The sequence below is a fragment of the Polyangiaceae bacterium genome (assembly GCA_016715885.1).
GTDB lineage: Bacteria > Myxococcota_A > Polyangia > Polyangiales > Polyangiaceae > Polyangium.
Genome location: JADJXL010000017.1, coordinates 309,447 through 336,200, shown reverse-complemented (window position 1 = coordinate 336,200; position 26,754 = coordinate 309,447). Strand labels below are relative to the sequence as shown.

Genomic DNA, 26,754 nt, shown 5'->3' with positions numbered 1-26,754 from the left:
CGCCCGTCAACGTATCTCGGATCGTCGTCGCGGGGCAAAGCACGTCCATCTGGTCGAGCGTGTATTGCGAAAAAATCCGTAATCGTCGTGCTCCGGGATCAGCTTGTTCTCTTCTTCGACGATCAGCGTGCCGCCCGAAGGACCGGTCCACAAGTTGTTGAATTGATTGTTGTAGCAGCCATTGAATGTGCCATTGAACGTGCCATTCATACTGCCGTTCATCGAGCTATTCATCGACCCGTTCATCGACCCATTCATGCTCCCGTTGAACGTGCCGTTCATCGACCCGTTGAACGTGCCATTCATGCTGCCGTTGAACGTCCCATTCACGGTGCCGTTGTAGGCGGGATCATTGACGATCACTCCATTGAGTACGCCATTCATGCTCCCATTGAACGTGCCGTTCATGCTCCCATTCATCGACCCGTTCATCGATCCGTTGAACGTGCCATTCATGCTACCGTTCATCGAGCCGTTCATCGACCCGTTCATGCTGCCATTCATCGAGGCCATTCATGCTGCCGTTCATCGAGGCCATTCATCGACCCGTTGAATGTGCCATTCATGCTACCGTTGTAGGCCGAGTTGTTGATGGGCACGCCGTTCATCGACCCGTTGAGGCTACCATTGAACGTGCCATTGACGGCACCATTGAGCCCGTTCATGCTCCCGTTCATCGAGCCATTGAACGTACCGTTCATGTTTGCCATTCATCGACCCATTCATCGACCCGTTCATCGACCCATTGAACGTGCCATTTACGCTGCCGTTGAACGTGCCATTCATGCTGCCATTGAACGTACCATTGACGGTCCCGTTGTACGCAGGGTCGTTGATGGGCACACCATTGAGCGTCCCGTTCATGCTGCCATTAAACGTGCCATTGAATGTGCCATTCATGGAGCCATTCATGCTGCCATTAAACGTGCCGTTCATGCTCCCGTTCATGGAGCCATTCATCGACCCATTCATGCTGCCGTTGAACGCCCCGTTCATGCTCCCGTTCATCGAGCCATTCATGCTCCCGTTGTAGCTGCCATTCATGCTGCCATTGTAGGCGGGATTGTTGATCGGCGCTCCATTGAATGTCCCGTTCATGCTCCCATTGAATGTCCCATTCATGCTCCCATTGAGCGCGCTGTTCATCGAGCCATTCAGCCCATTGAGCGCCCCATTGAACGTCCCGTTCATGGCATTCATCGAACCGTTCATGCTGCCATTGAGCGTCCCGTTCAACCCGTTGAGCGCCGCATTCAGGCTGCCATTCATCGAACCATTGAACGTGCCGTTGCAGGAACCGTTGTACGTCCCGTTGATGTTCGCGTTCGTGGTTTGCCGCCTGCCGAGTCTCGGCGGTTGCCGGCTCGGTTGGCGTTGGTCTCGGATTCGAGCTGGCGGGTTGCCAAAAGCAGTGCCAACGGTGCAAATGGCAGCAAGAGCGATATCGAAAGGCTGCATGATTTATCTCCAAAAATCGCCCTAGAATCGTTTTGTCTGCGTCGTACCACTGCCAGAAGTCCGAGCGCGAGCCATGCCGCAGCCCCGGACGACGATCCTCCCGTGGTTTTACAGGAGCAACCATTGCTATCATCGGGAGGTCCGCCGTTCGAGCTACTGCTCGTGATCGCGCCATTGCCACCGACGTCGTTTCCAGCAGTTCCGCCGGCTCCTCCTGCGCCACTGCTGCCCGAGCCGCGCGAGCTGCTGCTGGTGACCGTTGGACCACCCGACCCACCATTAGGCGTGCAGATTCCGACTTGACACGCGCCACCCGGGCATGGGGTTCCGTCAGGTTTAGGAGGATTTGAGCATTGTCCCGTTGCCGGATCACATCCCGCCGCATCGTGGCAAGCGTCTACTGGGCATTTCACTGGATTCAGTCCATGCAAATGCCATTGAACAATGTATCGGTTTGCGTGCACGTCGCCATCGTCACATGGGTTGCAATCCGTATCGCATTCCCAAGCGGGCAGTTCTGGGATTAAAATACAATTGAGGAATGGGTCGCATACCCCATCGCCGACCGTAGGCGTGCAGTCCGGGCAGTTTCCGCTGTCGCGCTCATAAAGGTGCAAACGCCATCGCCGCACCATGGTACCTCGACCGGGTATTTGTAGTTGAACATTCCATACTTGAACATGCCAGGTGCCTCGCCCCAGCACCAGATGGTTCCGTCAACCTTGAGTGCACACCCATGGCCGTCACCCAGAGCAACCTCCGCGACATCGTTTCCCAGTGTACTCTCCCCAATTTGCACGGGTGTCGTCTGACAGCAACCATCGGTCTCATCGCTTCCGTCGCCAATTGCGCCGTGGAGCCGCAGTCCCCAACACCAGAGCGTGCCGTCGGTTTTGACTGCACAGCCGTGGTCCGTGCCAAGCGCGACTTGGGCAACATTGTTATCGAGCGTGGTGGCCCCGTCTGCACGGCAGGGCTTATCGTACCTGTGCTTCCGGTGCCAAGCTGACCCGAGAAGTTGTGTCCCCAGCACCAGAGGTCCCATCGGTCTTGCGCGCACAGGCATGGTTGCCCCCAACCGCGATATCAACTGCCGTGTTGCCAAGCCCAGCCACTTGCTGGGGATCTCCCGTACTGATGACGCCACTTCTTCCCCAACACCATACTGTGCCATCGGTTTTCCGAGCGCAGGTCTGCTCGCCGCCCGCCTCAACCTGCGCGACGTCGCTGCCCAAGGTGCTCAGCCCTGCTTGCACTGGGAAGGCCACGTTGCTCGTCGTTCCAATGCCGAGTTGGCCCCAATCGTTGGCGCCCCAACACCATACTGTGCCGTCGGTTTTGCGTGCACACGTGTGAAGCCAACCAAGCGCGACCTCAGCAACGTCATTGCCAAGGATGGGGGCGTCGGCACTGGAGTGCTCTTGCTAATGGTGGTTCCGTTGCCGAGCTGGCCGTAGTCGTTGTTGCCCCAGCACCAGAGGGTCCCATCGGTCTTCCGTGCACACGAATGCTCTTGGTTTGGCTCTTGGAAGACAACAAACTGCTTGCCGCCGAGCGCAACTTCGGCCACGTCAGAACCAAGCGTGAATGCCCCAGCTTGCATCGGAAGGGGTTTCGCTGCGTATAGACCGCTGAACTGGTTGATGCCCAACTGACCGCAGTAGTTGCCACCCCAGCACCAAAGAGTACCATCGCTTTTGCGCGCACAACTGTGACCACCGCCGACGGCAACTTGACCGCCATCTTGCAATCGCTCGGACAATTCTGCGGAGTTTCATCCCGCGTGCACTTGCCATCGCCGCAGCTCGACGTGCGACAATCGGCCGCGCTGATTGCTTGCGTCTCGCTGACGCCGCAGATTGCGTCGTTGGTGTCGCATCGCACTGCGCTGGCGATGCTTGGGACTGTTACATAGAGTCCCCAGCTCCAGAACGTTCCGTCTCGCTTACGCGCATAGGAGATCGAATTCGCGAGTTCGACTTCCGTGACATCATTGCCCAGAATGCTGGGCCCAACCTGTATGGGTGTCGATGAATGCATCGTGGTGCCATTGCCGAGCTGGCCCATATCATTTCTCCCCCAGCACCAGAGCGTGCCATCTTTTCTCCGTGCACAGAGGTGATCGTCCCCAATCGCAACCTGTACCACGGCATTGCCGAGTGTGCTTGCCCCCGCTTGCACGGGTGAACTGGAAGAGGAAGTGGATCCGTTACCAACTTGGCCACGATCGTTTTCCCCCAGCACCAGAGAGTACCATCAGTCTTGCGAGCGCAGGTGTTATCACCACCAAGCGCGATATCGATCACGTCGGGGCCAGGAAGGTTGATACCGACATTGACGGGATTGGGCACTTGTTGGTTTTGGGGGAGGGACACCGAGTTGCAAAGATGAGTTATTTCCCCAGCACCAGAGGGTGTTATTGGTTTTACGTGCACACGTATGTTGAGAACCAAGGGCGACTTGAGCTACGTCATTATCGAGTGTCCCTACACCACTTTGCACTGGCCATTTCACATCCACCGTATTGCCGTTGCCAATCTGTCCGCTCTGGTTCTCTCCCCAGCACCAGAGCGTGCCATCGGTTTTGCGTGCGCAACTGTGGACATCGCCAGTCACCACGTCCTGCACATTCTGTATTCCGAGCAATACGGCGTGAGATCTGTGGATCGTGGTGCCGTCGCCAATCTGTCCAAAACGATTGTCTCCCCAGCAGTAAACCCTTTGCGACGAAGTTCGTGCACACGCGTGGAATTCGCCGGTGGAAACCGCTAGCACCCCGTAAGCGGACTTCCGTCACTTATTTTAATTTGCCTGGCGTTGCCGTACAGCAAATCGATAGGGCTGTCGTTCCAGCACCACACGGTACCGTCAGTTTCACCGCACCGTGAACCCCCGCATCAAATCGCCCAATACAACAATTCTGCCCCGGTTGACACGTAATGTACGTCGGACACCGACGAGCAACGTCATCCCCCAAATTCACGCCGACCTTTACCGTCGTCCCCACGTCAAACGTATTGCACGTCGGACCCGATACCGGCGACAGCGTCGGCAGATCCCAATCCGATGCCCAATCGCAATTCGCCCCATACCACGGCGCGGCCTGCACATCGATGAGCACGTCATTTTGAATGGTCCCCGCCGAAGCCAAATCCGGCACGTCATAGCCAGGTTCGCATTGGTTCAGCTCATTCGGGTCGAACGGTTTTCCCCCGGTATGATCCGCGTTGTTGTACACGCTGATCGCCACGCCCGAGCGATCCGTCGATGTTTTCAGACCCACCGCCGCGACGTAGTCCTGCTCCTTCAGTGTCCCATCTGCGTGAAAATCGAGCGGATTCAAGTTCCACGCATTGTTCGACGTAAACCCCGTCGGCACACCACCAGGCTCCGCCTTCTCGAGCAACGCGCCAATATGGTTGTGCGTGAATTCCCAATGCGTCGTCCACGAATTCGGTCCCCACACGAGTTGCCGCGCAAAAAACGATCGCCTTGACAAGCTCGCAATGGTATCCCCCGTCGGATGTGCCGGATCCGGAATACGCTTCACCGCATATCCCACGACGCCTCCTGCCAGACGCCCTTTGCCGCACAGCCATTTCGATCCCACCGGCAGCGACGTCTCATCATACGCCTTGATGCAAAAATAAGCGAAAATACGTGCTGAACAGTGGAGGCGTACCATCGGGGTTGGCCGTTCGTGCTTCGGGGCCATTCGTCGGATGCAGCAGGAATCGGCCGGATCACCTTGTCGCCACACGCGATCGAGTAACTCGCAAACAATTCATAATCGACATTTGTCTCGGTATTGCCATCACCATCGAAGTCCTCTGGAATGACGACACTCGCGACCGGACACGTCGTCGGATCCGCATTACCGCAACTTTGGTACAGCCGTTCGTGCACGCCGTTCATCGTGATCAGCTTCGGCAACACCAAGTTCACGTCGATGCCGCCTGTCAACGTATCGCGAATGGTCGTCGCCGGGCAGAGCACGTCCATCTGGTCAAGCGTATACTGCGAAAAATCCGTAATCGACGTGCTGGGAATGAGCTTGTTTTCCTCCTCGATGATGAGCGTTCCCCCCGCGGGACCCGTCCACAAGCTGTCGAGCATGTTGTTGTAGGAGCCATTGAATGTGCCATTGAACGTGCCATTCATACTGCCGTTCATCGAGCTATTCATCGACCCGTTCATCGACCCATTCATGCTCCCGTTGAACGTGCCGTTCATCGACCCGTTGAACGTGCCATTCATGCTGCCGTTGAACGTCCCATTCACGGTGCCGTTGTATGCGGAATCATTGACGATCACTCCATTGAGTACGCCATTCATGCTCCCGTTGAATGTCCCGTTCATCGAGCCATTCATCGACCCGTTCATCGATCCGTTGAACGTGCCATTCATACTCCCGTTCATCGAGCCGTTCATCGAGCCATTCATGCTGCCATTCATCGAGCCATTCATGCTCCCGTTCATCGAGCCATTCATCGACCCGTTGAATGTGCCATTCATGCTACCGTTGTAGGCCGAGTTGTTGATGGGCACGCCGTTCATCGACCCGTTGAGGCTACCATTGAACGTGCCATTGACGGCACCATTGAGCCCGTTCATGCTCCCGTTCATCGAGCCATTGAACGTACCGTTCATGTTGCCATTCATCGACCCATTCATCGACCCGTTCATCGACCCATTGAACGTGCCATTTACGCTGCCGTTGAACGTGCCATTCATGCTGCCATTGAACGTACCATTGACGGTCCCGTTGTACGCAGGGTCGTTGATGGGCACACCATTGAGCGTCCCGTTCATGCTGCCATTAAACGTACCGTTCATCGAGCCGTTCATGGAGCCATTCATGCTGCCATTGAACGTGCCGTTCATGCTCCCGTTCATCGAGCCATTCATCGAGCCATTCATGCTCCGTTGAATGCACCGTTCATGCTCCCGTTCATCGAGCCATTCATGCTGCCGTTGTAGCTGCCATTCATGCTGCCATTGTAGGCGGGATTGTTGATCGGCGCTCCATTGAATGTCCCGTTCATGCTCCCATTGAATGTCCCATTCATGCTCCCATTGAGCGCGCTGTTCATCGAGCCATTCAGCCCATTGAGCGCCCCATTGAACGTCCCGTTCATGGCATTCATCGAACCGTTCATGCTGCCATTGAGCGTCCCGTTCAACCCATTGAGCGCCGCATTCAGACTGCCATTCATCGAACCATTGAACGTGCCGTTGTAGGAACCGTTGTACGTCCCGTTGATGTTCGCGTTCGTGGTTGCCGCCTGCCGAGTCTCGGCGGTTGGCGGCTCGGTTGGATCCGTTGGCTCGGTTTCAGAGTCGAACTGGCAGGTTGCAAGTACCAGAGCAAGCGGCGCAAGCGGAGCAGTCGCAGAAGCACGGGTACGTGAGCAACGTTGCGCACCCATCGACGACCAATACGAATGTCTTGCAAACTTCGCATGTTAGATGCCTCAACAAACGACCCATCAAAAAAGGACTTCGGCTCTCGATGGTTCCATGGAACGCCAATCGTGAACGGATCACAAGCCCAAAGTCGATTTTCGTAGACGGCGCCATGCGAACCTGAATACTCCGCTCATGCGTGCTGGTCAGGTCATTGGAGGGCGCTTCGAGCTCGAGCAGCGTGTTGCGGCAGGAGGCATGGGGCAGATCTTTCGCGCAGAAGGATCTCACGACAGGTCAACTCGTCGCGCTGAAAGTCATGCTCGGCGATGAATTCTCGCATACGCAACGATTCATTCGCGAAGCCATGTTGCTCTCGCAACTTCATCATCCCAGCATCGTCAAGTATGTTGGGGATGGTAAGACCGAAGCCGGCGAGCCGTACTTGGCGATGGAATGGCTCGAGGGGGAAGATCTGGCCAAACGCCTCAAACGTGGCCCGCTGGAGCTCCGTGAAACGCTGGTCCTCGTTGAACACGCGGCGAATGCCGTGGCAGTCGCGCACGCGAGGAATTGTTCATCGCGACTTGAAACCGAGCAACCTGTTTCTCGTGGGTGGGGACCTTGCATTGGTCAAAGTGCTCGATTTTGGCATTGCTGCCATGGCAGGAGCAACGTCGCTAACTCGTTCCGGCGCCATGGTTGGAACGCCATCATATATGGCACCCGAGCAGATTCGCAGCCGCAAGGGCGAAAGCGTCGATTCGCGGACGGATGTGTTTGCCCTTGGTTGCGTGTTGATGGAATGCCTGACTGGCGAGCCGGTATTCAAAGGTGATCATCCCTTTGCAATCATGGCCAAAATCATCATGCAACAGCCGCCCCGCTTGCGTGAGGTTCGTCCAGGCATTCCACGCGAGCTCGATTCTTTCGTCCTGCAAATGCTGTCCAAGGATCCGAATGGTCGTCCGCGGGATGGAGCGGCGGTCGCGGCTGCATTGAGAAACATTCGCAACCAACATCTGCCTACTGGAGTGACCTGACCATTCCACCTCCAGCTCGCCTAACGGAAGAGGAGCAGCGAATCATTACGATTCTGCTGATCGCCCGAACAAGACCGACGGGTGACACTCCGACGCATCGGTCAGCCGATTGGACGAAAGAGGAGGAGGCGCTGCAATCGACGGTGAAGCGATTTAGCGGCACCTTGAATCTGTTCCCCGATGGTTCGGCCCTGGTGACCATTGCCGACAAACCAGGTCATTCCCGATCAAACATCACAGTTGGCCTATTGTGCACTGGCAATCAAAGCCCTTGCGCCGGATCGACCGATGGCCCTGACGACAGGACGCGGAGAGATCAAAGGAAAACTGCTGGTCGGTGCGGTCATCGATCGAGCAGCCAACCTGGTCATCGAATGTGACGTGGACGAATTCCGCGGTCGTCTCGTCATCGACGAAACCTCAGCCCATTTGCTCGATGGCCGTTTCGACATTGGTCGTGTCGGCACTGTATACACGCTGAAAGGCGCTCGTGATGCCGGTCTACGCACGCTCTTGGGCAAACCAACCGCATTCGTTGGTCGTGATGCGGAGCTTCGGGGCTTGGAAAACACTTGCGCAAATGCCTCGATGAACATGTGGCAACCGCGATTTTGGTGACGGCTGCACCTGGAATGGGGAAATCGCGACTGCTCCACGAATTCTTGCATTCAGTTCGTCGCAGTTCGATCGATGTCGACGTATGGCTGGGTCGTGGCGATTTGTTGGCCGCCGGATCAGCACTTGCACTGTTGGCCAATACGCTTCGCGGTATCTTCGGTATGCAAGAAGGTGCCGCGCTCGAGGTGCGACAGCAAAAATTCGTGAACGTGTCGCCCAACATGCTCCTGCTGCCGAGAGTGGATCGAATGGCCGCGTTCCTCGGTGAATTGATGGGCGTGCCATTTCCGGATGTGGCCAGTCCGCCGCTTCCAAGCTGCGCGCCAGGACGCCCGGCTGATGAGCGAACAACTTCGCCAGGCATTCGAGGATTTTTCTCGACGCGGAAACGGCGTCCCATCCGGTGCTGCTCGTGCTGGAGGATTTGCAATGGGGAGATCGCCCCACAGTTCGCTTCGTCGACGCTGTTTTGCGTAATTGGGCGGATCGTCCACTGCTTGTTCTGGCGCTTGCGCGTCCGGAAGTCGAAGACGTTTTTCCGACGCTTTGGAGTGATCGATCCGTGAACGTGATTCGTCTACGGCCTCTGTCGAGAAAAGCAAGTGAACGGCTGGTCGAGCAGGCATTCAACGAGCGCCTCGATCCAAATTTGCTTGCTCGTATCATCGCGCGTGCCGAGGGAAATGCGTTTTACTTGGAGGAACTCGTTCGGGCGCTGGCGGATGGCCCCAAAGCGACGATGAACGATGGTGCGGACTTGCCAGAAACGGTGCTGGCCATGGTGCAATCGCGGGTCGAGGCGTTGTCGGTGGAGAACCGGCGGTATTTGCGTGCGGCGAGCGTGTTTGGCGAAGTATTTCACCTTAGCGGGCTCGCAACGCTTTTGGGGATGAAAAGCCAAACTCCAGCATTCCAGAGCGCCGTTGACGACCTCGTGGAACGCGAATTGATTCAACGTCAAGAGCAGAGCCGTTTTGCAGGGGAGGTACAATTCGCTTTTCGACACGCGCTCATTCGGGAGAGCGCATATACGATGCTCACGGAGAACGATCGCAAGCTGGGGCATCGCCTCGGAGGCCGGTGGCTCGAGGAGCACGGTGAGCCAGACGCAATGGTGCTGGCACATCATTTCGAGCGCAGCGACGAACCGATGCGGGCGGTGGGAGCGTATCGACGTGCAGCGGAGCACGCGCTCGAGGCGGACGATCTCGAGGCGGCGATTGCAAGAGCGGAGCGAGGTATCATCCGTGGAGCAACGGGCGACGAGCTTGGGGCGCTGCGTTTGGCTCAAGCCGAGGCACACAACTGGCGAGGTGAGTTGGCGGTGTCGGAAGAGCGCGCGATGGAAGCCGCGAGGTTATTTGTCCCTGGCACAGTGTTGTGGTTTCGCGCCTTTCAACAGGCGTTTGATGTTGCGGGTAAGCAAGGCGAGATGGCCCCGAATTGAATCATGGGTCGAACAGGTGATGCCGACGAAGCCTGAGCCAGAGGCTCTCACTACGCGTACGACGTGCCTCAGCGTTTGCGCCAATCACTTGATTTACGGCGGACGCTATCGAGTGGCAGACAATGTGATTGCCGAGTTGCAAGTTTGTTCAGGAGCGGAGGTGTCCAATGCACATGTGGCCGGAATGTTGCACCAACTTCGGGCAATTCGAGCGTCGTCGTCGGGAGATCCATGCGCATGTCGCGACCATCTTCAGGCGTCACTCTTGGCGTTCGAGCAAGCGGGTGATCGTCGAAATGCGTGTTTGACCCGTCAAAACCTTGGATTCGTGCTGGCGGAGCTTGGGGATTATCGAGCAGCGGAGCAGGTCTTGCAGGCGTCTCTGGCTGTAGGCGAGCGAATGGGCCTCCACGAGGTCGTCGCATACACGCTCGTGAACCTAGGATTGGTCCTTGGCCATTTGGGTGCGTTCGAGGAAGGACGAAAAGTGCTTATGCGAGCACTAGAAGCTGGTCAGAAACACCACCACCCGCGCTTGGAGGGTTTTGCACACGTGTATCGTGCGAACCTCGAACGTTTGTCCGGGAATGCGATGGCCGCAGAGCATCACGCCAAGGCAGCTATCGCTGCGCTTTCCAGCGTGCCGCCATTATTGTCGCTTGCGTATGCAGTGCTGGCCCGCGTGTTGCTTACTCAGGGCCGTGCAGCCGAGGCGCTGGTTGCGGCACGTGAAGCCCATGCACTTCTCGAATCACTCGGGACCATCGAAGAGGGAGAAGTGACGGTGCGGCTCGTGTATGCGGAAGCGCACAAGGCGAATGGCAATGCTCTGGAGTCGGTGCATGTGCTCGAGCGCGCACGTCAGCATGTCAAGGCGAAAGCGAGCAAGATTTCCGATGCAAGTGAGCGCGAAAGGTTTCTGACGGGGATTGCTGATAATGCGCGCGCATTGGATTTGGCGATTTTGCGCATAGGGTGAACAAACCGGCATTTTCGACACCGCGTCCTCTGGCCAGCCTTGTGGCGAACGCGACGATTGGTATTCCATCGCACGGCATGATGCGAGCACGCCATCGCGACAGGCAAGACGCGCGGGTTATCGCCGAATTTCCTCGACTTGCAAGCAAACGCGTACATTGGCGCCGGCTAACGCGAGCGCAGCATCACGCAAGACGCAAGCGCATGCTTCACACGCGACGCATCTTCGGAAAGGGCAGCACGAGTTGCCCAATGGGCACGATCAAAGCCCGGTCGCTCCGCTCGTCGAAGCAGACAAACTCGACCGCGCCGCAGCGCGGACGAACCCACTGCGCCTGCGATCCACGGAATCACTAGGGCCGCGCGACTGGAGTTTGTCATCATCAACCCCGTGGTTGGTGACCGAATTCTCTTCTGTCCTTCGCGTGTATGGGATCCGATCGACGATGGTCCGTTGGCGACGATCCTGCGCAACGCAGGTTCTGCACAAGCGGCGTGTGTTGCTGTCTTTCGTGCGTCGGCGCATGCATCGGTCGATGGAGGTGCTGCCATCGCCGTCATGGACTTTCCCAAGGAGCTCGAGACGGTGAGCTCCGGACCGACAAACGGAGCGGGCCCTGACGCGTCACCTGCAAAACCCGAAGAAACGCTACTCGAACAGGTCGGACGCGACCTCACGGCGCTTACTCGCGAAGACAAACTCGACCCGATCATTGGTCGCGACGATGAGACTCGACGACTCGGACAAGTGCTCATCCAGCGGCGCAAGGGCGAATGCGTTGCTCGTCGGGGACGCGGGAGTCGGCAAGACGTGCCTCGTTGAAGGGCTTGCGCGCTGGATCGCAAGCGCAACGGCTCCGCGGGCACTGCGCGACAAACGCATCGTCGAGCTGTCGCTCGGGGCGCTCGTGGCAGGAACGAAGTTTCGCGGTGAATTCGAGGACCGTGTCCAGGCTGTCATTCGTGCAGCTTCGAGCGATCCGAATTTGATCCTCTTCATCGATGAGTTTCACACAATCATCGGCGCCGGAGGCTCGGGCAATGCACTCGATGAAGTCCAATAATTGGGGTGCCCACTTGCCTACCGGCAGCGGCAGTCGAAAAAGGGCCCTTTCGTTTGGCCATTTCTCCCACTGCTTGGTCAGTTTTCCACGCGCGGTTTCACCTTGAGCATGATTTTCCGCACGCAATCAGGCTGCTTGCGCATCAACTCGACGAGGTGTCCGATATCGTCGTTTTCGGTGTCGTGATTCAATAGGTCGACCGGAGCGACGCCGAGCGCCTTTGCGATGGCGCGAAGCGTTTTGGTGGTTGTTGCCAATTGCCCAAGCTCGATGGCCATGACGTGGAACGGGTGCACACCCGCATGCTTTCCGAAATCGCGAAGCGACATTCCTTGCTCCATGCGCAATTTGCGGATCCTCATGCCCACTCGAACGACCAGCGAATCTTCTGCATATTGTTGACGCAACATACTCCTCCGGTTCAGCGGACACACCGCTCCCAACGCGAAATGCTCGGCTTCCACGACAAACGTGCCTATCGTGTCAATTGACGCCGTTTTGACGCGCGTTCGCGAGAAGGACGCGGCGGTGCTTGCCCACGAGCGGAGATCCCGTTATGCCCAGACTTATCCCGATCGATTTCCGCCGCGCCCTTCCCGGAACGCATGAGCCCGCAAGAATGACCTACGCGTCGAGACGGCATCTGGACGCTGGGGCCATCTTTGGGGGTCACTTGGATGTTGTTGGGGGTCGGAACTTCCGGACAGCCTGGTGGACGATTTTTAGCGCCTAAGGCAAACAAAGGCAGAAATTCGCCATTAACGCGCGTACGTCGCCACGCGTCATCCGTGAGGAGTTGTGCACTCGCACGCATTTAGACACAGTCCTGGTTCGCTCGGGGAGCGTCGAGAGTGACTCGTGTCGAATTTTCTTGACCGGCAGACACACGTGTGCATTGGCGCCGGCAAAAGCGAGCGCAACGTCACGCAAGATGCGTCGCCATTCACGCCCGACGCATCTTCGCAAACGGGAGCGAGATCTGCCCGAGCGGCGCACTCTTCCGCTTCGGCGGCCCACGTGCGAAACCCGCCCTTGCCAAACCTTCGCGTATGGCGTCGGCCGTCAATGCAACCTCACGCCATTTCATTCGCCCACTGCATTTCGGACATACATTCACGTCGATAGCGAACACATGCCGAAGCAACCACGCCCAAGGTTTTCGACGCATGTGACTGACTTCGGCATCCGGCTGCTCGAAGAGCTTTCCAAACAACGGCAATTGCAATGGCGTTGGTCGCTCGACATTCGGTGGCACGTACGGCCGCGCCGATGCCACGACTCGTTCACGCAATCTCGAATTCGGTGCCAATACGCCATGGAATCGGACCATGTGAAATCGTGGAGGAGGCACCATCGCGCATATTCGCGCAATCAACTCATACGGACCCAGCGTCACGAAGCGCGTGCCATCTCGCCACGCTTTCTTCAACTCATAACGCAATTCCCCGTCATCCATTTCCGTCAATCGATCCATCGCTATCGGCGGCCTCGCCAAATACCGACACATCCGCTCGATTCGCCGACGATCCCGACCGTCGATGCTGTCGCCTGCATAGACGTTGAATCCGTCGACGACGACCGCACATTCTCCTTTGCCCAAGCGCGGACCATCCACGATCCTCGTCTTCGGTGCTCGGCCCGCAATGTCGTAACACGACAAGGGCCGGATCGAAGCCGGGCCCGAGCTTGTACGCTCGCGAAGCGCGCGTGAGACGCGCGCTTCGCGAGGCTGGTCTACGATGGGGGGCTACGCCGGCGGCGCCACAATTCTTTTTTGGCCTTCAGCCAAAAAAGAACTGCGCCGACGGCTCCGCCCCCCATACCCCCCGAGATCGAAATGCTGACCTCTACATGGTGCTTGACCGCAACGCCGAGTCGAATCGCTGAATCACCGTCACCATCCCCGTAAAGGCATCATCCACACTCGGTAAACCAAATTCACGTTTCGCTCGCCATCGATAACTTCGCTGCAATTCTCGAATGAATGTATCCAACACCAAAGCGCACAATTGACGGTCATACCCCGCTCGAACGTATCCCTCGCACGCGCAAACCAAAGACCACCCCGACGAGTGTGGGGCCCAAGTCCGAGAAAACCAAGACCCCGCACCGCATGCAACCAAGGGAGCAGAAAAACGCCGCTGGCTCTCGAAAAAACGACGTGCCAAGGTTGACACGCTCATAGGTAATCGATATCGTCGACGCGCAAGTCGCCCACGCCGAATCCCGTTTCCCAGTCGACTGTCTGGCCTTCGAGTCGATACGTGGTGACCGATGCGCTCGAATGATTGAATTGATCGTGCATGACGCCCTCCGCAGCCCTTCATGAATTGGCACCTCAATTGCAATGTCCGCAATTGCCCAAAGCGCATTGCATGCACACGACGGCCCATTCGCCGCGTATCGGCGCCAAGAATAGCAAGCCACCACCTTATGGAGTGTAACCCCCCCCCACGTCCAGGGCGAAATGGATGAGGCCATAACTTTTATCGAATAGGGGGATTTTGATACCCGCCGCTAATGCCTTTGGCGCGGCTGCCAAATATGCGCTTTTGCATTTGTCAAATTTGGTGACCTCGATCCCATTCGGTGCGCGTAAGTATCGCAATGGCAAACGATATGCGCCCATTGCAGGCAGAATTCCCAGCAACGCGAATGTCAATGCGATTATGCTGATACCGCTATGGCGGTACGGTTCCATTTTGAAACGCGTCAATGGGACCGAGAATGTGCGAGGGGAAAATGGTGCGCATACGCGTCACCGGTTGCGGCGACGCCGAGCAATTGCACCTACCGACGTTACCGGCAGAAGTTCATCTGGACGACTTGACAGCGTTCGCCTTGTATGCTGAGCGGCATGGTTCGTTCAAGCACACACGCCGGGACCTTGGACGCGACCGCATGTGACTGGAAAGTTGACGTACGTGGTTGGGAAAGCAGCGCGTGGACCTGACGCGGGAGCGCACGTGGTTGATGCAGATGACGTACGCGGTTGAGAAAGCAGCGCGTGGACCTGACGCGGGAGCGCACGTGGTTGATGAAGATGACGTACGCGGTCGAGAAAGCAGCGCGTGGACCTGACGCGGGAGCGCACGTGGTTGATGAAGATGACGTACGCGGTCGAGAAAGCAGCGCGTGGACCTGACGCGGGAGCGCACGTGGTTGATGAAGATGACGTACGCGGTTGAGAAAGCAGCGCGTGGACCTGACGCGGGAGCGCATGTGGTTGATGCAGATGACGTGCGCGGTTGAGAAAGCAGCGCGTGGACCTGACGCGGGAGCGCACGTGGTTGATGCAGATGACGTGCGCGGTTGAGAAAGCGGCGCGTGGACCTGACGCCGAAGCGCGTGGACACGTTGTCGCAAGATCTGGAGACGCGATCTGCTCGTCCTGGCCAACACTTTGACCACCAACGAATGCGCGTGATCGTTACAGCATGAGCACACGACGAACTCGTGCAACGCGGATCGCGAAGTTGCGGGCGCGCTGAGAAAAATCGCTACCCAACGCGCCCTCGCCGCGCTACCCCGTCGCCGTGGCGATCGCACTCAATCCTTCGCAAAAGCAGGTTGTCGAGCACGACGTGGGTCCGATGCTCGTGCTCGCGGGGGCAGGTTCCGGCAAAACGCGCGTCGTGACCGAACGCATCGCGCGACTGCTCGAACGGGGAGTGTCTCCGCAAAACATCCTCGCGATGACGTTCACGAACAAGGCCGCCGCCGAAATGCACGAACGTGTCGTGCGCATCGTGGGCGCCAAAGCAGGCAAGGACCTGCGCGTGTGTACGTTCCATCGTTTCGGCCTCGAAACGCTCGGAGCGGAAGTCCGTGCGCTCGGCTTGCGAGGTTCCTCGTTTGCCATCTTCGATCAAGCCGACGCGACGAGCGCCATTCGCGAAATTTTGCGTGAAATCCGCGCAGGGAAAAACTTCGACATCGGCGCCATTTTGGCGCGTATATCGGCCGCAAAAAACGATTTTCTGGAGCCCGAAGAGTGGCTCGAAAAACAGCGCAAAAGCCGCGGCGTCGATGATTACGACGAAATCAGCATGCTCGTCTACCCCAAGTACTTGGCGGCACTCCGCGCATTCCAAGCCTACGACTTCGACGACCTCATTTGTGAACTCGTAAAATTGTGGAAAAGGCGCACGGACGTCCTGGAAAAATATCGCATGAGATACCGGTATCTCATGATCGACGAATACCAGGACACGAACCACGCGCAGCTCGAGCTCGTTTTGCAGCTCGGCGGAAGCCATCGGAATGTCGTGGTCGTCGGCGACGACGATCAATCCATTTATTCGTGGCGTGGGGCCGATGTTCGCAACATCCTCGAATTCGAAGAACACTTTCCCGGCGCGAAAGTCGTCAAGCTCGAACACAATTACCGTTCACGCGCACCCATTTTGACATTGGCCAATGCGGTGCTCGCGCGTACGACGGGCAAACGTCATAAAAAGACGTTGCTGGCCACGCGTGGCGAAGGTCCGGGCGTGCTCGTCGTGGCCGCGGCAGATCCGGACGTCGAAGCGAGTTACGTCGCAGCGCAGGCGCAAGAGCTCATTGAAAAGCATGGCGTTCGTCCGAAAGACATCGCCGTTCTGTATCGATCGAACTTGCAGGCGCAACCCATCGAAAGCGCGCTCAAGGAACGCTCGATTCCCATGCGGATGATCGGTGGACAGCAATTCTTCGAACGCAAAGAAGTCAAAGACCTCATCGCGTATCTCAAATGCGTGCTCGTACCGAGTGATGAAATGTCGCTCCGGCGCATCATCAATTATCCGGCTCGGGGTATTGGCGAAGCGGCATTGACAAAATTGCTCAATCACGCAACGGCCCATGATTTGTCGCTGTGGACCGTGGTTCAACGAGCGCACGCCGTGCGCGATTTGCCCCCCGTGGCGCTCGATGGTTGTCGCAAGCTCGTACGAATCATCGAAGGCGGGCGTTTGGCATTCGAGCAGCGCGAACCGAGCGCGACGGTGGCGCAAAAGATATGCGATGCCGTGGGCCTGAAAGAAGACATCATGGTGGGTTCGGCCAATCCGCAGGTCGCTGCGCGGCGCTGGGGCAATGTCGAAGGGCTGTTCAAGCTATTTGCGCGTCGTGACGAACAAGGAAAAGGCGATCGCGAAAAATTCGCCGAATTTCTGCGGCTTCTCGCATTACGCACGGACGAAGACGAAGCGGAAGCCACGGACAAAGTCACGCTCACGACGATGCACGGTGCCAAGGGGTTGGAGTTTCCGTACGTATTCCTCATCGGCGTCGAAGAAGGGTTTTGTCCGCATGCGCGCACGACGAACGAACGCGCGACCGATTTTATCGCGGGCGATGGTGACGCGGCGGTGAGCCTCGAAGAGGAGCGGCGGCTCTTTTACGTCGGCGTGACGCGGGCGAAGGAAAAATTGGTCATTTCGCGGTGCAAAACGCGAGGTCAGCGGGGCAAAGTCGTTCCGCGAACGCCGAGCCGTTTTTTGCTCGAGCTGCCGAAGGAGCTTTACGAAGAACGGGAAGAAAATGCGCCCGTCGCCCCGGCGCTCGAAAAGACACGAGCAGGCGCGGCTGGAATTCTGGCGATGTTGCAGCAGCTTCCGCCGGCCGAGTTGCCGATGATTCCGCGCCGTCCTCGATACTGAGAGGGGCGGGTCAATCGTAGGAAAATCGTTTCGGGAACCGGACGCGCAGATCGAAAATCGTTTTTTCGAGGTCCGCGCTTCGCGGGAAGCAATCGCGTCCCAGGGTTTCGAGCACCTGGCGCGTGCGAGAATCGCCTTCTTTGGCGGCGCGCGGGAGCAATTTCAACTTTTCGTCGCACGCGCCGATACGCAGGGCAAACGCAATCTGCATGGCCGGCGTCCCTTTGGAACGAATTTTTTCGTCTTGCAAAAGCTTCATTGCAGCAACCGCAACGGGCGCGCGCCCCTGGCCTTCGACGAGCGCATACAAGATGTCGATCCCTTTGCTGCCGAGGTCATTGGCGAGCATCTCGAGCAGCTCGGTCTCCGCATTTTCTTTCGACAGAATGATGGCCAATCGCTCGGTGCGTTGCGCGAGGTCGACCTCGTCGAATGCTTGCGGAGCGCCCTTGGCGAGCGTAATGGCTTCGCGCGCGGCGCCGCGCCAATCTCGGCCGCGCCATGCAATCTGGTATTTCGATTTTAGCGTCGCAATTTCCGCATCGGACAACGTCGCGGTTGGAGGCGCGGCCGACGGCGCTGGTTCCGGAGGAGCGGCTGCACTTTGTGCAACCGAGGCGCTCGGCGGCAAAATCGGCAGCGCAGCCGTCGTGACCTCGGGGGGCGGAGTCGGCGCTGGGGCCGGCTTGTTCGCCTGTGGCGCAGCCTGCGTCGTCGTGGGCATTGGTTTGCCACTCGCGGCTGCAAAGTTTTTCTGGTAAAACTTTACACCCAGCACCACGGCGCAACCGAGCAGCACGCCAGCGACGACGGTGATGACGTTCTTTTCGAGCGAGCTGCGCTTCTTTTGGGGCACGGCCGGCTCGGCATCCGTTTGCTCGTGAACGGCCGCAGGCGTCGTAATCGTCGACGGCGCTTCTTTCGCGGGGGCCGCGGGTGCTCGGTGCGACGGAAGCGTTTTTTGCGAAAGGGGAGGCGCTTTTTGCGAAAGGGGAGGCGTTTTTTGCGAGGGTAGGGGCGTTTTTTGCGACGGTGTCGTCGCGCCCGACAACGTCGTCGATTTTTGCATCACCGTGGGCGGTGTCGGCGTGCTGTCGCGTTGATCCACGCCGCTCGGGCGTTCGCTGTTGACGACTTCATCGCCCTCGTCCACGCCGAGCGTTGCCAATGCCTCGTCGATGGCATCGCACACTTCTTGCCCATTCTGAAATCGGTTTTCGGGGCGTTTTTCGAGCAATTTTCGGGGAATCGCCTCGAATACGGGCGGAATCACGAGCCCTGGGGACCGCGTCGACATGGGCGGCACCGGAGCAATGCGGTGCTGCATGAACAGCTCGACGGGATTGATGGCCACGAAGGGGCGTTTGCCGCAGAGCATTTCGTACATGATGAGGCCGAGCGCGTACAAATCGCTGCGGCCGTCCACGGCGTCCATTCCCTCGGCCGCCTCGGGCGCAAGATACGCGAGCGTGCCGAAAATCGTCCCGGCCACTGTCAACGCCGTCGCATCGTCCTCGTCGGACATCGATCCACGGTCGTCTTTGGCAGGCGCCTCGTCGTTGAAATCTCCCACCTTGAGTTTGGCGAGGCCGAGGTCGATGATCTTGACGGTCTCGGGCCGTCCTTCGCTGACCATGATGTTCCGCGGCTTGATGTCGCGGTGGTAGATGCCTTTGGTGTGGATGGCGTGCAGCGCCGACGCGATTTGCTTGGCGAAGTTCGCGGCGCGTCGAGGCGAAAGCGGGCCTTTCTCGAGCACTTCGTGCAGCGTGATTCCCTTGACGTACTCGAGGATGAGGAAGTAGCTGCCGTCCGGAAGTTTGCCGAAGTCGGTGGCGGTTGCGACGTTCGGGTGCTGAATGTGCGCGCCGGCGATCGCTTCACGTTCGAAGCGTTTGACGAGCTCGGGGAGGTTCTCGGTCTCCGGGTGAAGGAGCTTGATGGCGATGCGCTTTTTCAGCAGGAGGTGATCGCCGCGGTAAACGGCGCCCATACCACCCATGGCGATGAGCTCGCGAATGCGATACCGGTCGGAGATCACTTGACCGATCATCGCTTTTGCACGCTCTTGTGCCGCGTTATCCCCTTGCGAACTCTTGTCTGCGGGCTTCGGTTGCATGTCGGGAACTGGGCTCGATCGTGCCGGAACGGCAGTGCGCGTCAAGGTTTATGATCCACGTTAGCTGTTCATGAAGCCGTCGCCTAGAGGGAACGAGTGCGCAGGTGTCGGATCGATGCTCTGGGCCACCGCGTGCTTGGAAACGTCGTCGACGGTTGCGCGTGGAGTGGCGTGAGCCGCGCAGCAAGCACGCAGAAAAGTTGGCGTTTGTTTTTTGAAACCCGGGCGCACCAGTGCGTGGCAGATCGTTTGAGGACATAATATTTGACGAGCCCTTTGGTACTGGCTGTGCGCTCGTGATCCGTCGCCGCCATTTGCCCTCGAGGCGATTGCACGAATTCGACGTCGCGTGCCCATTTCCACTGTCGCCCCTCCCGTTTGCCATGTACACTCCGCCGCCATGAAGCTCCACCGGTTCGCGTCTTTGCTCGGCGTCGGCTTGTTTGTCCTCGGCGGGTGTGGTGCATCGCCTGCGCCCGCGAAGAGCGAACCCGCATCGCCGGACAAACCAGCAACCATTGCCGAAGGCATGCAAGGCGGGCTTTCGGAAGAAGCGTTCAAGGCTTTGCACGACCTCAAGACGGATGCGCCCCCAAAGCTCCATGGCGAGCATATCACCATTGATGGAACGCGCGCCTACTTGAGCTTGCCCGAGGGCAAAAAGCCGGCGGCGACAGGCATTGTCGTCATTCATGAATGGTGGGGCCTCAACGACAACATTCGGCACTTCAGCGATAGGCTCGCCCAGGACGGTTACGCCGCGCTCGCCGTCGACCTCTATGGCGGCGTGGAAGCGAAAACGCGTGACGAAGCAATGGCCGCCATGAAAGCCGTGGACGAAAAGAAAGCCCTCGCCACGCTGCTTTCCGCACATGATTTCCTCGAAAAAGACCCGCGCGTCATGGCAACCAAGACCGGTTCGATTGGCTGGTGCTTCGGCGGCGCCTGGTCTTTGCGCCTCGCCATGAACGAACCCGACCTCGATGCCGCGGTCATTTATTACGGCCACTTGGTGACCGACCCCGAACAATTAAAACCCATCAAGGCAGAATTGCTCGGAATTTTTGGCAATCGCGACAAAGCCATCACTCCGGAAGACGTGAATGCCTTCGAAGCTGCTTTGGGGAAAGCCGGCGTCAAAAATACGATTTTTCGATATGACGCCGAGCATGCATTCGCCAATCCATCGAATCCAAACTACGACCAAAAGAGCGCTGCCGATGCGTGGACCCACGTGCAAGAATTCTTTGGACGAACGCTCGCCGGCAAGTAACCCCTCGCGACGAACCTCATGACGCCCGATGTCGTTCGTCGCATGCTCGTCCCTCACGCCATCGTCGCGTGGCTCGGCGCGCTGCTCTTGCTCGCGATTGCCGCGCTGCTCGTTCGAGGCCGCTCGCAGGACAAACCCTGGTTTCGCGCCCTTTCGATATCGGCTTCGTCGTGCGCCGCTGTTTCGTTCGTCTCGGGGCTGCTCCTCGAAACGCACTACCGCATTCACCTGAAGCAACGGCTCTTCTTGGCCTCGCGTTCGCTCGGATGGCTCTTCGAACGCAAGATGCATTTGTCGTTCGGCGTATTCTTGTTCGCCTCGATCGGCCTCTTGACGCTCCTTTTGACCCGCAATGACCCGCGGTTCTTTCGGTCGGCTCGAGCTGCGTACGTATTTGCCGCTTTTTTCGCGCTATCGGCGTGCGTGATTTCCTCGATCGTCGGCGTGTACGAGCCATTCGTCGAGTGATTACAATTTGATGAAGCTGAGAATGATTTCGAACACGATGAGCGCGACGATGGACGCTTCGAGAAATAGCATCCGGCGCGTTTGGCTGAATTCAATGAGCGTTTGAAGCGAATCCCGAATCGTCGAAAGCTTGATTTCGAGCGCTTTGTAACGTTCGGTAATTTCCAAATTGGATCGAAGTTTGTCGTGGAGCTTGTCCGCGACCTCGTTTTCCCACGTGAGATCGGGTTTGTCGAGCAGCGAAATGGCAGCAATCATTTCGACCTGCGACGCGATGGCCGCTCCGACGAACTTGACGAAGTCACGCGTTTTTCCGGGAGTCTGTCCCTTGCGCGCAACCTCGCGTGCAACATCACCAATGCGATCGAGGATGTCTTGCACGTCTTCGTCGTAGTAGTCGATGGCGGCTGATTGCGCGAGGACGGTGGCGATGACATCGAGCGTGCTCGCGGTGATTTCGGGCACGACGACGCGATCGAAACCGACCTCGACCGGTGCACCAGGACGAACCTCCACGAGGAAACTTTCACGCAGCGGCGGGTGCGGCTCGTGCGTGAGCTTCTCGTCGAACACGCGGGCGATGGGCTCGCGTTGCGCATCGGGCATGTTGATGAACACGAGCGCGCCGAAATCGAACGCGTAGAGGAGTTTGTCGTGGTTGAGCTCGACGGCGAACTGCGTCTTGGACCAGCGTATGGGGCGGTCTTGCGGGAGCCACGTCGCGACCTCGCGCAAATTGAAGCGCGACGCGTAGGAATATGCTTCGACGGAATATACGGTACCCATTGCACGACCCAAGAGCGCGACGAAGAGTGAGTAGCGAGTGTCCCCGCCTCGAGCGAATCGCGCAAAGACTTCCGCAGCAATGATCAGAAGGAGGCGTGAAAGAGCGGCACGTGCACTTCGCGCGTTTGAGCTACGCCGAATTTTGCCATTTCTTCCGTCGTGAATGCCGGACGAATTTGTACGGGAGGAAGCCCTACGGCGAGCGATCCTTCGTGAATGTCCACGAGCGATCGAGGCACGAATCCCGTGCGAAACGATTCTTGGACGCGCGCGCCTGCTCGAGGTGGCTCTTTCGCGGGCGTCCGCTTGGATGGATCGTTCGGGTACTCGTCAGGAACTTTGTACACGGTGGCGTTGAGCGAGACGATGATCGTCGGGATGATGAGCGCCATGCCCGCTCCAAGGATGTAGGTCGATACTTCTGGAGGCGCTGCGCTTTCCATGAAGTAGCCGCCAATGCCCGCACCAACGGCCACGAGCGGCGGAAACACCAAGTAGGCCCATCGCTGCTCGACGCCGACCAGGCCCATCGTCGTGGCCGTCACGGAACCGCCGATGATCGCAAGTCCCGCGATGCCTTTTCCCGTCCCCGTCACGGGTCCTTCGGCACGGGCCGGGCGTTCCGCCACGACAAACGACGCCATGCCGAGCGCGATCGCTGCTGCCGTTATCCGTGTTCGCTTTGCCTTGTTCCGACTCGACTCCATGCTCTCACCGCCTGCGTGCCCGACAAACCCGGACGAGCCAGGTCAGCGGGCAACGAGCGTAGCATGTTCGTCGAGCAGCGAGCGGTCGTCTAGTTCAGGAGCTTGCGCGACAAGTGCTTGACCGCTTCGATCGCAGCCTCTTGCATGGCTCTTTCGACGGGCTTGGACGACACGTCGCCGCGCACGAGAATCGCAAATGCGTTTCCCTCCGTTTCGAACTTGGCGAGCGGTTCGTTTGGGTTTCCCTGGCTTGCCGCTCGGATAGGAACTTCCACTTTCAGCGAGCCCACTTGGAGCTCGACATACCCCACGAGTTCTTTGTGCGAGAGCGTCTGCATGACGCGCGGAAGGTGTGTCCGCGGAAGACGTTTCGCAAGTGCAGGATCAACATCGTTGAAACGAACGGCAAGCAAGCAGCCAGCACGGAACTTGACGAACCAAGGGAACGCCTTCAAGGTCGCGACCAATGAAAGCCATCACGTTTTCCGGGACGTTCACTGCGCTCGTGACACCGTTTGTCGCGGGCGGCGATGCGGTCGATTTTGCGGCGCTCGAAGCGCTCGTGGAGGCGCAAATTGCGGGCGGCGTATCGGGGCTCGTTCCGTGCGGCACGACGGGCGAATCTCCGACGTTGACGGACGAAGAACAGACGCTCGTCATCAAGCGAGTGGTCGAAGTGACCAAGGGGCGCATACCGGTCATTGCGGGGACGGGGTCGTTTTCGACGAAAAAAACGATTGCAGCGTCGAAATCGGCGCTTGCCGCAGGAGCGGATGGCGTGATGGTCGTCATGCCCTACTACAACAAGCCCTCGCAGGACGGCATGCGCGAACATGTGCTCGCAATCGCGCGGGAAGTGTCGTGCCCGATCGTCCTGTACAACATTCCGGGGCGTTCGGTGGTGGATCTGTCGGCGGACACGACCGTGCAAATTTGCGAAAAAGCTCCGCACGTCGTGGCGCTCAAGGATGCGACGGGGAACGTGCTGCGATGCCAAGAATTGAAGCGGCGCCTGGGCGATCGATTGGCGATCCTGAGCGGCGATGATGCGTTGACGCTCGCGTTCGGATCGGTCGGAGCAAGCGGCGTCATCAGCGTGACGTCGAACGTGCGACCGCGGGAAACGTCGGCGGTGACGACGGCGCTACTCGCAAACGATTACGTGCGAGCACGGGCGTACCACTTTGCGCTGGTCGAGCTTCACGGCGTGATGTTTGCCGAGCCAAACCCGGCACCTGCGAAAGCGGCGCTTGCTTCGATGGGCCGCATGACGGACGCCGTGCGATTGCCGCTCGTTTCTGCAAGTGCGGCGACGAAGCAGCGCGTGGTGGAAGCGCTTGCGCGGGTCGATGAGGAATTTCCGCGCTTGATGGCGAGCGCATCATGAGAATTGCGATATCCGGGGCAACCGGGCGCATGGGGCAAAGCATCACCCGCATTGCAATGCAGGAAGGTGTGACGATTGTCGGAGCGATTGCCTCGTCGAGCTCGAAGCATATTGGCAAGGACGTCGGAGACGTGGCTGGGGCGGGTCACGTTGGTGTGGCGATTGGTGACGACGTTGGAGCGGCGCTGCTTGGTGCCGATGTCGTGATCGACTTTTCGCGGCCGGAAGGTTTGTCGCGGGTGCTTTCTGCGGCGCGACGCGCAGGCATTGCCGTGGTCAGTGGCACGACGCGTCTCGATGCGGCCGTGGACAAACAGCTTGGTGAGGCGGCAGCGGCGATTGCGGTGCTTTGGGCGCCGAATACGAGTTTGGGCGTGCAGGTGCTCGCCGAGCTGGTTGCGGAAGCGGTGAGGCGGCTTGGACCTGGGTTCGACATAGAGATTGTCGAGACGCACCATAAAGGGAAAGTGGATTCACCGAGCGGCACGGCGGTGCGGCTTGCGGATGCGGCGCGCGAGGCGCGGAAGGAATTGCGCGCGGTGCATGGGCGCGAGGGCAACGTGGGACCGCGGGCCGAAGACGAGATTGGCGTGTTCGCGGTGCGCGGCGGCGACGTGATTGGGGATCACTCGGTGCATTTATTGGGGCTGGGCGAGCGGATCGAATTGACGCATCGAGCGACGAATCGGGACTTGTTTGCTCGCGGGGCATTACGCGCGGCGCGATTTTTGGTGGGCAAACCGGCTGGGCGCTACACGATGGCGGACGTTCTGGGGTGAACGCTCCAGATCGGTATGAAACCCCGGCCGAAGCCCGATTTTTCCGGCGCCCGTGGTCCCCCCGAATTCGCCCGCTTCGCGGGCTCAAACAAGGCCCCACCACGAGCGCCGGAAAAATCGGGCTTCGGCCTCTGTCAGTTATTTGACTTTTCGTACTCGCAGCAGAATGGGTTTTTCCGGACGAAGCGCCGTACGAAGGTCGGGGCCGATGGGAGCCGTGTCCACAGGGTCGAATTCGAATCGCTGCGCGATTTGACCAAGCAGCAGCAATGCCTCGAGCTCGGCGAACGTGGCACCAATGCAGACGCGCGGACCAATGCCGAAAGGCATATAGGCTGCACGCGGGCGCTTCGCTTCGAGCTCGGGCGTGAAACGACTGGGATCGAAACGCTCCGGATCGGGCCAGAGCGATTCGTTGCGATGAATGGCGTGAATTGGAACGACGAAGGGCGTTCGCGCCGGCAACGAATATCCGCCGACTTGCATTTCCTCCATGGTGATACGATCGATGGCAAATGCGGGTGGGTACAAGCGAAGTGCTTCCCGAAAAACGCCGCGCGTCCACGGGAGCTTCGTCGTGTTGTCGGGGGATAGCGGCTCTCCTGAAAGCCCTGCGACCTCTTCTTTCCAGCGACGATAAACGTCGGGATGGCGCGAAAGAAAATACAACGACCAAGTGGTCGACGTGGCTGTGGTTTCGTGTCCGGCGACGAAAAGCGTCATGGCTTCGTCGCGCACTTGGCGATCGGACATGAACGTGCCGTCGTCTTCGTCGCGCGCCGCGAGCAATCGCGAAAGCAGGTCGTCGCGCGTTATCCCTGAATTGCGTCGTTCGTCCGTCATGCGCTGGATCCGATCGTCCAAGAGTCGAATGGCTCGGAAAAGTCGCAGGCGTTCTCGGGTGGGCACGGGAATCGGCTGATGCAATGCTTCGACCGCTTGATCACGCGCTCTTGCAACACCCGGCGGGAGATTGTTCAAATCGAGCAGCATGCCGGACAAAACGGCCCGCGAGGTGACCGATACGCTGCCCGTCTGGTCCGTGATGTAATTGAACATCGCCTCGATGGCGTCGCTGATGTCATCGGATTCATCGAGCGTATTGGCATCGAAAAGCGTCTTTGCTGCCACGCCCATCGTGATGCGCGTCATTTCGCGCCCCGCATCGATGACGTCCCCGTCTTTCCATTGGTCGAGGCACCGCGTGATGACGTCGTTCATCATGGCGGCATAACTGCGAATGGCGTTTGGATGAAAAAGCGGCGCGATGAGTCTGCGGTGCCTTCGCCACGGATCCCCGTCGCTCGTGAATAGCCCCCGGCCAGCCATGGGGTAAAACATGATTTTGAGTGCCAGGCTTTTGTTGAGGTGCTTTTGTTTTTCCACGAGCGCCTCGTGAATCAATTCTGGGCTGAAAATCATGACGCAAGTAAAATTGAACAGTTGAAATGTGCCCATGTCGCCAACTTCGCGCTGAGCACGAACGAAGATGTCCGTTGGCGCGCGCCGAAATTCGGCGGCATGACCCAAAAAGGTGCGTCCGGACAAAAGCGGAAGGTCGTCAATCGTTTTCATTGTG

30 protein-coding genes are annotated in these 26,754 nt (G+C 58.5%); 12 read left to right on the top strand and 18 right to left on the bottom strand.

Features of this window, described 5'->3' with window-relative positions:
- Positions 1-6: 6 nt before the first annotated feature.
- The 6 genes from IPM54_21130 to IPM54_21105 form a co-directional block, all read right to left on the bottom strand.
- A complete protein-coding gene (locus tag IPM54_21130; GenBank protein MBK9262296.1) occupies positions 7-492 on the bottom strand; it encodes a hypothetical protein in 486 nt (161 codons plus the stop codon).
- An 8-nt stretch (positions 493-500) separates the two neighbouring features.
- On the bottom strand, positions 501-665 hold the full coding sequence (locus tag IPM54_21125; GenBank protein MBK9262295.1) for a hypothetical protein: 165 nt from the start codon (positions 663-665) through the stop codon (positions 501-503).
- On the bottom strand, positions 622-1,269 hold the full coding sequence (locus IPM54_21120; protein MBK9262294.1) for a hypothetical protein: 648 nt from the start codon (positions 1,267-1,269) through the stop codon (positions 622-624). Before IPM54_21120 ends, IPM54_21125 begins: the two co-directional genes overlap by 44 nt.
- Positions 1,266-1,871 carry an MYXO-CTERM sorting domain-containing protein gene (locus IPM54_21115; GenBank protein ID MBK9262293.1) on the bottom strand — a complete coding sequence of 202 codons (606 nt, stop codon included), beginning with the start codon at positions 1,869-1,871 and terminating at the stop codon, positions 1,266-1,268. The genes IPM54_21120 and IPM54_21115 overlap by 4 nt, the downstream gene beginning before the upstream one ends.
- 110 nt (positions 1,872-1,981) lie before the next feature.
- The gene (locus IPM54_21110; GenBank protein ID MBK9262292.1) at positions 1,982-2,632 is read right to left on the bottom strand and encodes a hypothetical protein; all 651 of its coding nucleotides are present in this window, start codon (positions 2,630-2,632) and stop codon (positions 1,982-1,984) included.
- Between the two features lie 66 nt (positions 2,633-2,698).
- Positions 2,699-3,220 carry a hypothetical protein gene (locus tag IPM54_21105; protein ID MBK9262291.1) on the bottom strand — a complete coding sequence of 174 codons (522 nt, stop codon included), beginning with the start codon at positions 3,218-3,220 and terminating at the stop codon, positions 2,699-2,701.
- Between IPM54_21105 and IPM54_21100 the strand changes: the two genes are divergently transcribed.
- Positions 3,170-3,373, top strand: a complete 204-nt coding sequence (locus IPM54_21100; protein ID MBK9262290.1) for a hypothetical protein — start codon at positions 3,170-3,172, stop codon at positions 3,371-3,373. The two genes, IPM54_21105 and IPM54_21100, sit on opposite strands and share 51 nt — an antisense overlap.
- Here IPM54_21100 and IPM54_21095 read toward each other — a convergent pair.
- The 5 genes from IPM54_21095 to IPM54_21075 all read right to left on the bottom strand — a co-directional run bounded on the left by IPM54_21095 (position 3,366) and on the right by IPM54_21075 (position 6,887).
- Positions 3,366-3,764 carry a hypothetical protein gene (locus IPM54_21095; protein MBK9262289.1) on the bottom strand — a complete coding sequence of 133 codons (399 nt, stop codon included), beginning with the start codon at positions 3,762-3,764 and terminating at the stop codon, positions 3,366-3,368. The genes IPM54_21100 and IPM54_21095 overlap by 8 nt on opposite strands.
- Entirely contained in the window at positions 3,739-4,077 is a 339-nt protein-coding gene (locus tag IPM54_21090; GenBank protein ID MBK9262288.1) for a hypothetical protein, read from the bottom strand. Before IPM54_21090 ends, IPM54_21095 begins: the two co-directional genes overlap by 26 nt.
- A gap of 178 nt (positions 4,078-4,255) precedes the next feature.
- On the bottom strand, positions 4,256-5,020 hold the full coding sequence (locus tag IPM54_21085) for a hypothetical protein (GenBank protein MBK9262287.1): 765 nt from the start codon (positions 5,018-5,020) through the stop codon (positions 4,256-4,258).
- The gene (locus IPM54_21080; GenBank protein MBK9262286.1) at positions 5,005-6,378 is read right to left on the bottom strand and encodes a hypothetical protein; all 1,374 of its coding nucleotides are present in this window, start codon (positions 6,376-6,378) and stop codon (positions 5,005-5,007) included. The genes IPM54_21085 and IPM54_21080 overlap by 16 nt, the downstream gene beginning before the upstream one ends.
- Positions 6,375-6,887, bottom strand: coding sequence for a hypothetical protein (locus IPM54_21075; GenBank protein ID MBK9262285.1), 513 nt, complete (start codon positions 6,885-6,887; stop codon positions 6,375-6,377). Before IPM54_21075 ends, IPM54_21080 begins: the two co-directional genes overlap by 4 nt.
- Positions 6,888-7,451: 564 nt before the next feature.
- On the opposite strand from IPM54_21075, the gene IPM54_21070 reads away from it, so the two are divergent.
- The 6 genes from IPM54_21070 (at position 7,452) to IPM54_21045 (ending at position 12,014) form a co-directional block, all read left to right on the top strand.
- Positions 7,452-7,907 carry a serine/threonine protein kinase gene (locus tag IPM54_21070; protein ID MBK9262284.1) on the top strand — a complete coding sequence of 152 codons (456 nt, stop codon included), beginning with the start codon at positions 7,452-7,454 and terminating at the stop codon, positions 7,905-7,907.
- Between the two features lie 201 nt (positions 7,908-8,108).
- Positions 8,109-8,525: a hypothetical protein gene (locus tag IPM54_21065; GenBank protein ID MBK9262283.1), complete on the top strand. Its 417-nt coding sequence runs from the start codon at positions 8,109-8,111 to the stop codon at positions 8,523-8,525.
- Between the two features lie 403 nt (positions 8,526-8,928).
- Entirely contained in the window at positions 8,929-9,972 is a 1,044-nt protein-coding gene (locus IPM54_21060; protein MBK9262282.1) for a hypothetical protein, read from the top strand.
- Positions 9,973-9,991: 19 nt separating this feature from the next.
- The gene (locus IPM54_21055) at positions 9,992-10,951 is read left to right on the top strand and encodes a tetratricopeptide repeat protein (protein ID MBK9262281.1); all 960 of its coding nucleotides are present in this window, start codon (positions 9,992-9,994) and stop codon (positions 10,949-10,951) included.
- 390 nt (positions 10,952-11,341) lie between these two features.
- Positions 11,342-11,773, top strand: a complete 432-nt coding sequence (locus tag IPM54_21050; protein ID MBK9262280.1) for a hypothetical protein — start codon at positions 11,342-11,344, stop codon at positions 11,771-11,773.
- On the top strand, positions 11,730-12,014 hold the full coding sequence (locus IPM54_21045; protein MBK9262279.1) for an ATP-dependent Clp protease ATP-binding subunit: 285 nt from the start codon (positions 11,730-11,732) through the stop codon (positions 12,012-12,014). The genes IPM54_21050 and IPM54_21045 overlap by 44 nt, the downstream gene beginning before the upstream one ends.
- 77 nt (positions 12,015-12,091) lie before the next feature.
- Here IPM54_21045 and IPM54_21040 read toward each other — a convergent pair whose 3' ends face one another.
- Positions 12,092-12,376, bottom strand: a complete 285-nt coding sequence (locus IPM54_21040; protein MBK9262278.1) for a helix-turn-helix transcriptional regulator — start codon at positions 12,374-12,376, stop codon at positions 12,092-12,094.
- Between the two features lie 581 nt (positions 12,377-12,957).
- Positions 12,958-13,629 (bottom strand): transposase, encoded by a 672-nt coding sequence (locus IPM54_21035; GenBank protein ID MBK9262277.1) that lies wholly within the window; start codon positions 13,627-13,629, stop codon positions 12,958-12,960.
- A gap of 1,978 nt (positions 13,630-15,607) precedes the next feature.
- Here IPM54_21035 and IPM54_21030 point away from each other — a divergent pair.
- Positions 15,608-17,656, top strand: a complete 2,049-nt coding sequence (locus IPM54_21030; protein MBK9262276.1) for a UvrD-helicase domain-containing protein — start codon at positions 15,608-15,610, stop codon at positions 17,654-17,656.
- A gap of 10 nt (positions 17,657-17,666) precedes the next feature.
- Here IPM54_21030 and IPM54_21025 read toward each other — a convergent pair whose 3' ends face one another.
- Complete coding sequence (locus IPM54_21025) at positions 17,667-19,820, bottom strand: serine/threonine protein kinase (GenBank protein MBK9262275.1); 2,154 nt, start codon at positions 19,818-19,820, stop codon at positions 17,667-17,669.
- A 355-nt stretch (positions 19,821-20,175) separates the two neighbouring features.
- Here IPM54_21025 and IPM54_21020 point away from each other — a divergent pair, with 355 nt between their 5' ends.
- Both IPM54_21020 and IPM54_21015 read left to right on the top strand, forming a co-directional pair.
- On the top strand, positions 20,176-21,048 hold the full coding sequence (locus tag IPM54_21020; protein ID MBK9262274.1) for a dienelactone hydrolase family protein: 873 nt from the start codon (positions 20,176-20,178) through the stop codon (positions 21,046-21,048).
- 18 nt (positions 21,049-21,066) lie between these two features.
- On the top strand, positions 21,067-21,516 hold the full coding sequence (locus IPM54_21015) for a hypothetical protein (GenBank protein ID MBK9262273.1): 450 nt from the start codon (positions 21,067-21,069) through the stop codon (positions 21,514-21,516).
- Here the strand turns inward: IPM54_21015 and IPM54_21010 are convergent, their stop codons facing one another.
- From IPM54_21010 to IPM54_21000, 3 genes are all read right to left on the bottom strand, one after another.
- Positions 21,517-22,302 carry an RMD1 family protein gene (locus IPM54_21010; protein ID MBK9262272.1) on the bottom strand — a complete coding sequence of 262 codons (786 nt, stop codon included), beginning with the start codon at positions 22,300-22,302 and terminating at the stop codon, positions 21,517-21,519.
- Between the two features lie 83 nt (positions 22,303-22,385).
- Positions 22,386-23,009, bottom strand: a complete 624-nt coding sequence (locus tag IPM54_21005; GenBank protein ID MBK9262271.1) for a hypothetical protein — start codon at positions 23,007-23,009, stop codon at positions 22,386-22,388.
- A gap of 89 nt (positions 23,010-23,098) precedes the next feature.
- Complete coding sequence (locus IPM54_21000; GenBank protein MBK9262270.1) at positions 23,099-23,347, bottom strand: hypothetical protein; 249 nt, start codon at positions 23,345-23,347, stop codon at positions 23,099-23,101.
- 128 nt (positions 23,348-23,475) lie between these two features.
- On the opposite strand from IPM54_21000, the gene IPM54_20995 reads away from it, so the two are divergent.
- Together IPM54_20995 and IPM54_20990 are read left to right on the top strand one after the other, a co-directional pair.
- Positions 23,476-24,396 carry a 4-hydroxy-tetrahydrodipicolinate synthase gene (locus tag IPM54_20995; protein MBK9262269.1) on the top strand — a complete coding sequence of 307 codons (921 nt, stop codon included), beginning with the start codon at positions 23,476-23,478 and terminating at the stop codon, positions 24,394-24,396.
- The gene (locus tag IPM54_20990; protein ID MBK9262268.1) at positions 24,393-25,175 is read left to right on the top strand and encodes a 4-hydroxy-tetrahydrodipicolinate reductase; all 783 of its coding nucleotides are present in this window, start codon (positions 24,393-24,395) and stop codon (positions 25,173-25,175) included. Before IPM54_20995 ends, IPM54_20990 begins: the two co-directional genes overlap by 4 nt.
- A 138-nt stretch (positions 25,176-25,313) precedes the next feature.
- Here the strand turns inward: IPM54_20990 and IPM54_20985 are convergent, their stop codons facing one another.
- Positions 25,314-26,750: a cytochrome P450 gene (locus IPM54_20985; GenBank protein MBK9262267.1), complete on the bottom strand. Its 1,437-nt coding sequence runs from the start codon at positions 26,748-26,750 to the stop codon at positions 25,314-25,316.
- Positions 26,751-26,754 lie beyond the last annotated feature (4 nt).

Coding starts and splice junctions, on each gene's coding strand:
- IPM54_21010 (MBK9262272.1), bottom strand. CDS start 22,302: ATGGGTACCGTATATTCCGTCGAAGCATATTCCTACGCGTCGCGCTTC.
- IPM54_21020 (MBK9262274.1), top strand. CDS start 20,176: ATGAAGCTCCACCGGTTCGCGTCTTTGCTCGGCGTCGGCTTGTTTGTC.
- IPM54_21040 (MBK9262278.1), bottom strand. CDS start 12,376: ATGAGGATCCGCAAATTGCGCATGGAGCAAGGAATGTCGCTTCGCGAT.
- IPM54_21005 (MBK9262271.1), bottom strand. CDS start 23,009: ATGGAGTCGAGTCGGAACAAGGCAAAGCGAACACGGATAACGGCAGCA.
- IPM54_21120 (MBK9262294.1), bottom strand. CDS start 1,269: ATGAATGGCAGCCTGAATGCGGCGCTCAACGGGTTGAACGGGACGCTC.
- IPM54_21000 (MBK9262270.1), bottom strand. CDS start 23,347: ATGCAGACGCTCTCGCACAAAGAACTCGTGGGGTATGTCGAGCTCCAA.
- IPM54_21030 (MBK9262276.1), top strand. CDS start 15,608: ATGCTCGTGCTCGCGGGGGCAGGTTCCGGCAAAACGCGCGTCGTGACC.
- IPM54_20985 (MBK9262267.1), bottom strand. CDS start 26,750: ATGAAAACGATTGACGACCTTCCGCTTTTGTCCGGACGCACCTTTTTG.
- IPM54_21080 (MBK9262286.1), bottom strand. CDS start 6,378: ATGAATGGCTCGATGAATGGCTCGATGAACGGGAGCATGAACGGCACG.
- IPM54_20995 (MBK9262269.1), top strand. CDS start 23,476: ATGAAAGCCATCACGTTTTCCGGGACGTTCACTGCGCTCGTGACACCG.
- IPM54_21015 (MBK9262273.1), top strand. CDS start 21,067: ATGACGCCCGATGTCGTTCGTCGCATGCTCGTCCCTCACGCCATCGTC.
- IPM54_21075 (MBK9262285.1), bottom strand. CDS start 6,887: ATGGGTGCGCAACGTTGCTCACGTACCCGTGCTTCTGCGACTGCTCCG.
- IPM54_21130 (MBK9262296.1), bottom strand. CDS start 492: ATGAACGGGTCGATGAACGGCTCGATGAACGGTAGCATGAATGGCACG.
- IPM54_21125 (MBK9262295.1), bottom strand. CDS start 665: ATGAACGGGCTCAATGGTGCCGTCAATGGCACGTTCAATGGTAGCCTC.
- IPM54_20990 (MBK9262268.1), top strand. CDS start 24,393: ATGAGAATTGCGATATCCGGGGCAACCGGGCGCATGGGGCAAAGCATC.
- IPM54_21055 (MBK9262281.1), top strand. CDS start 9,992: ATGCCGACGAAGCCTGAGCCAGAGGCTCTCACTACGCGTACGACGTGC.
- IPM54_21110 (MBK9262292.1), bottom strand. CDS start 2,632: ATGGCACAGTATGGTGTTGGGGAAGAAGTGGCGTCATCAGTACGGGAG.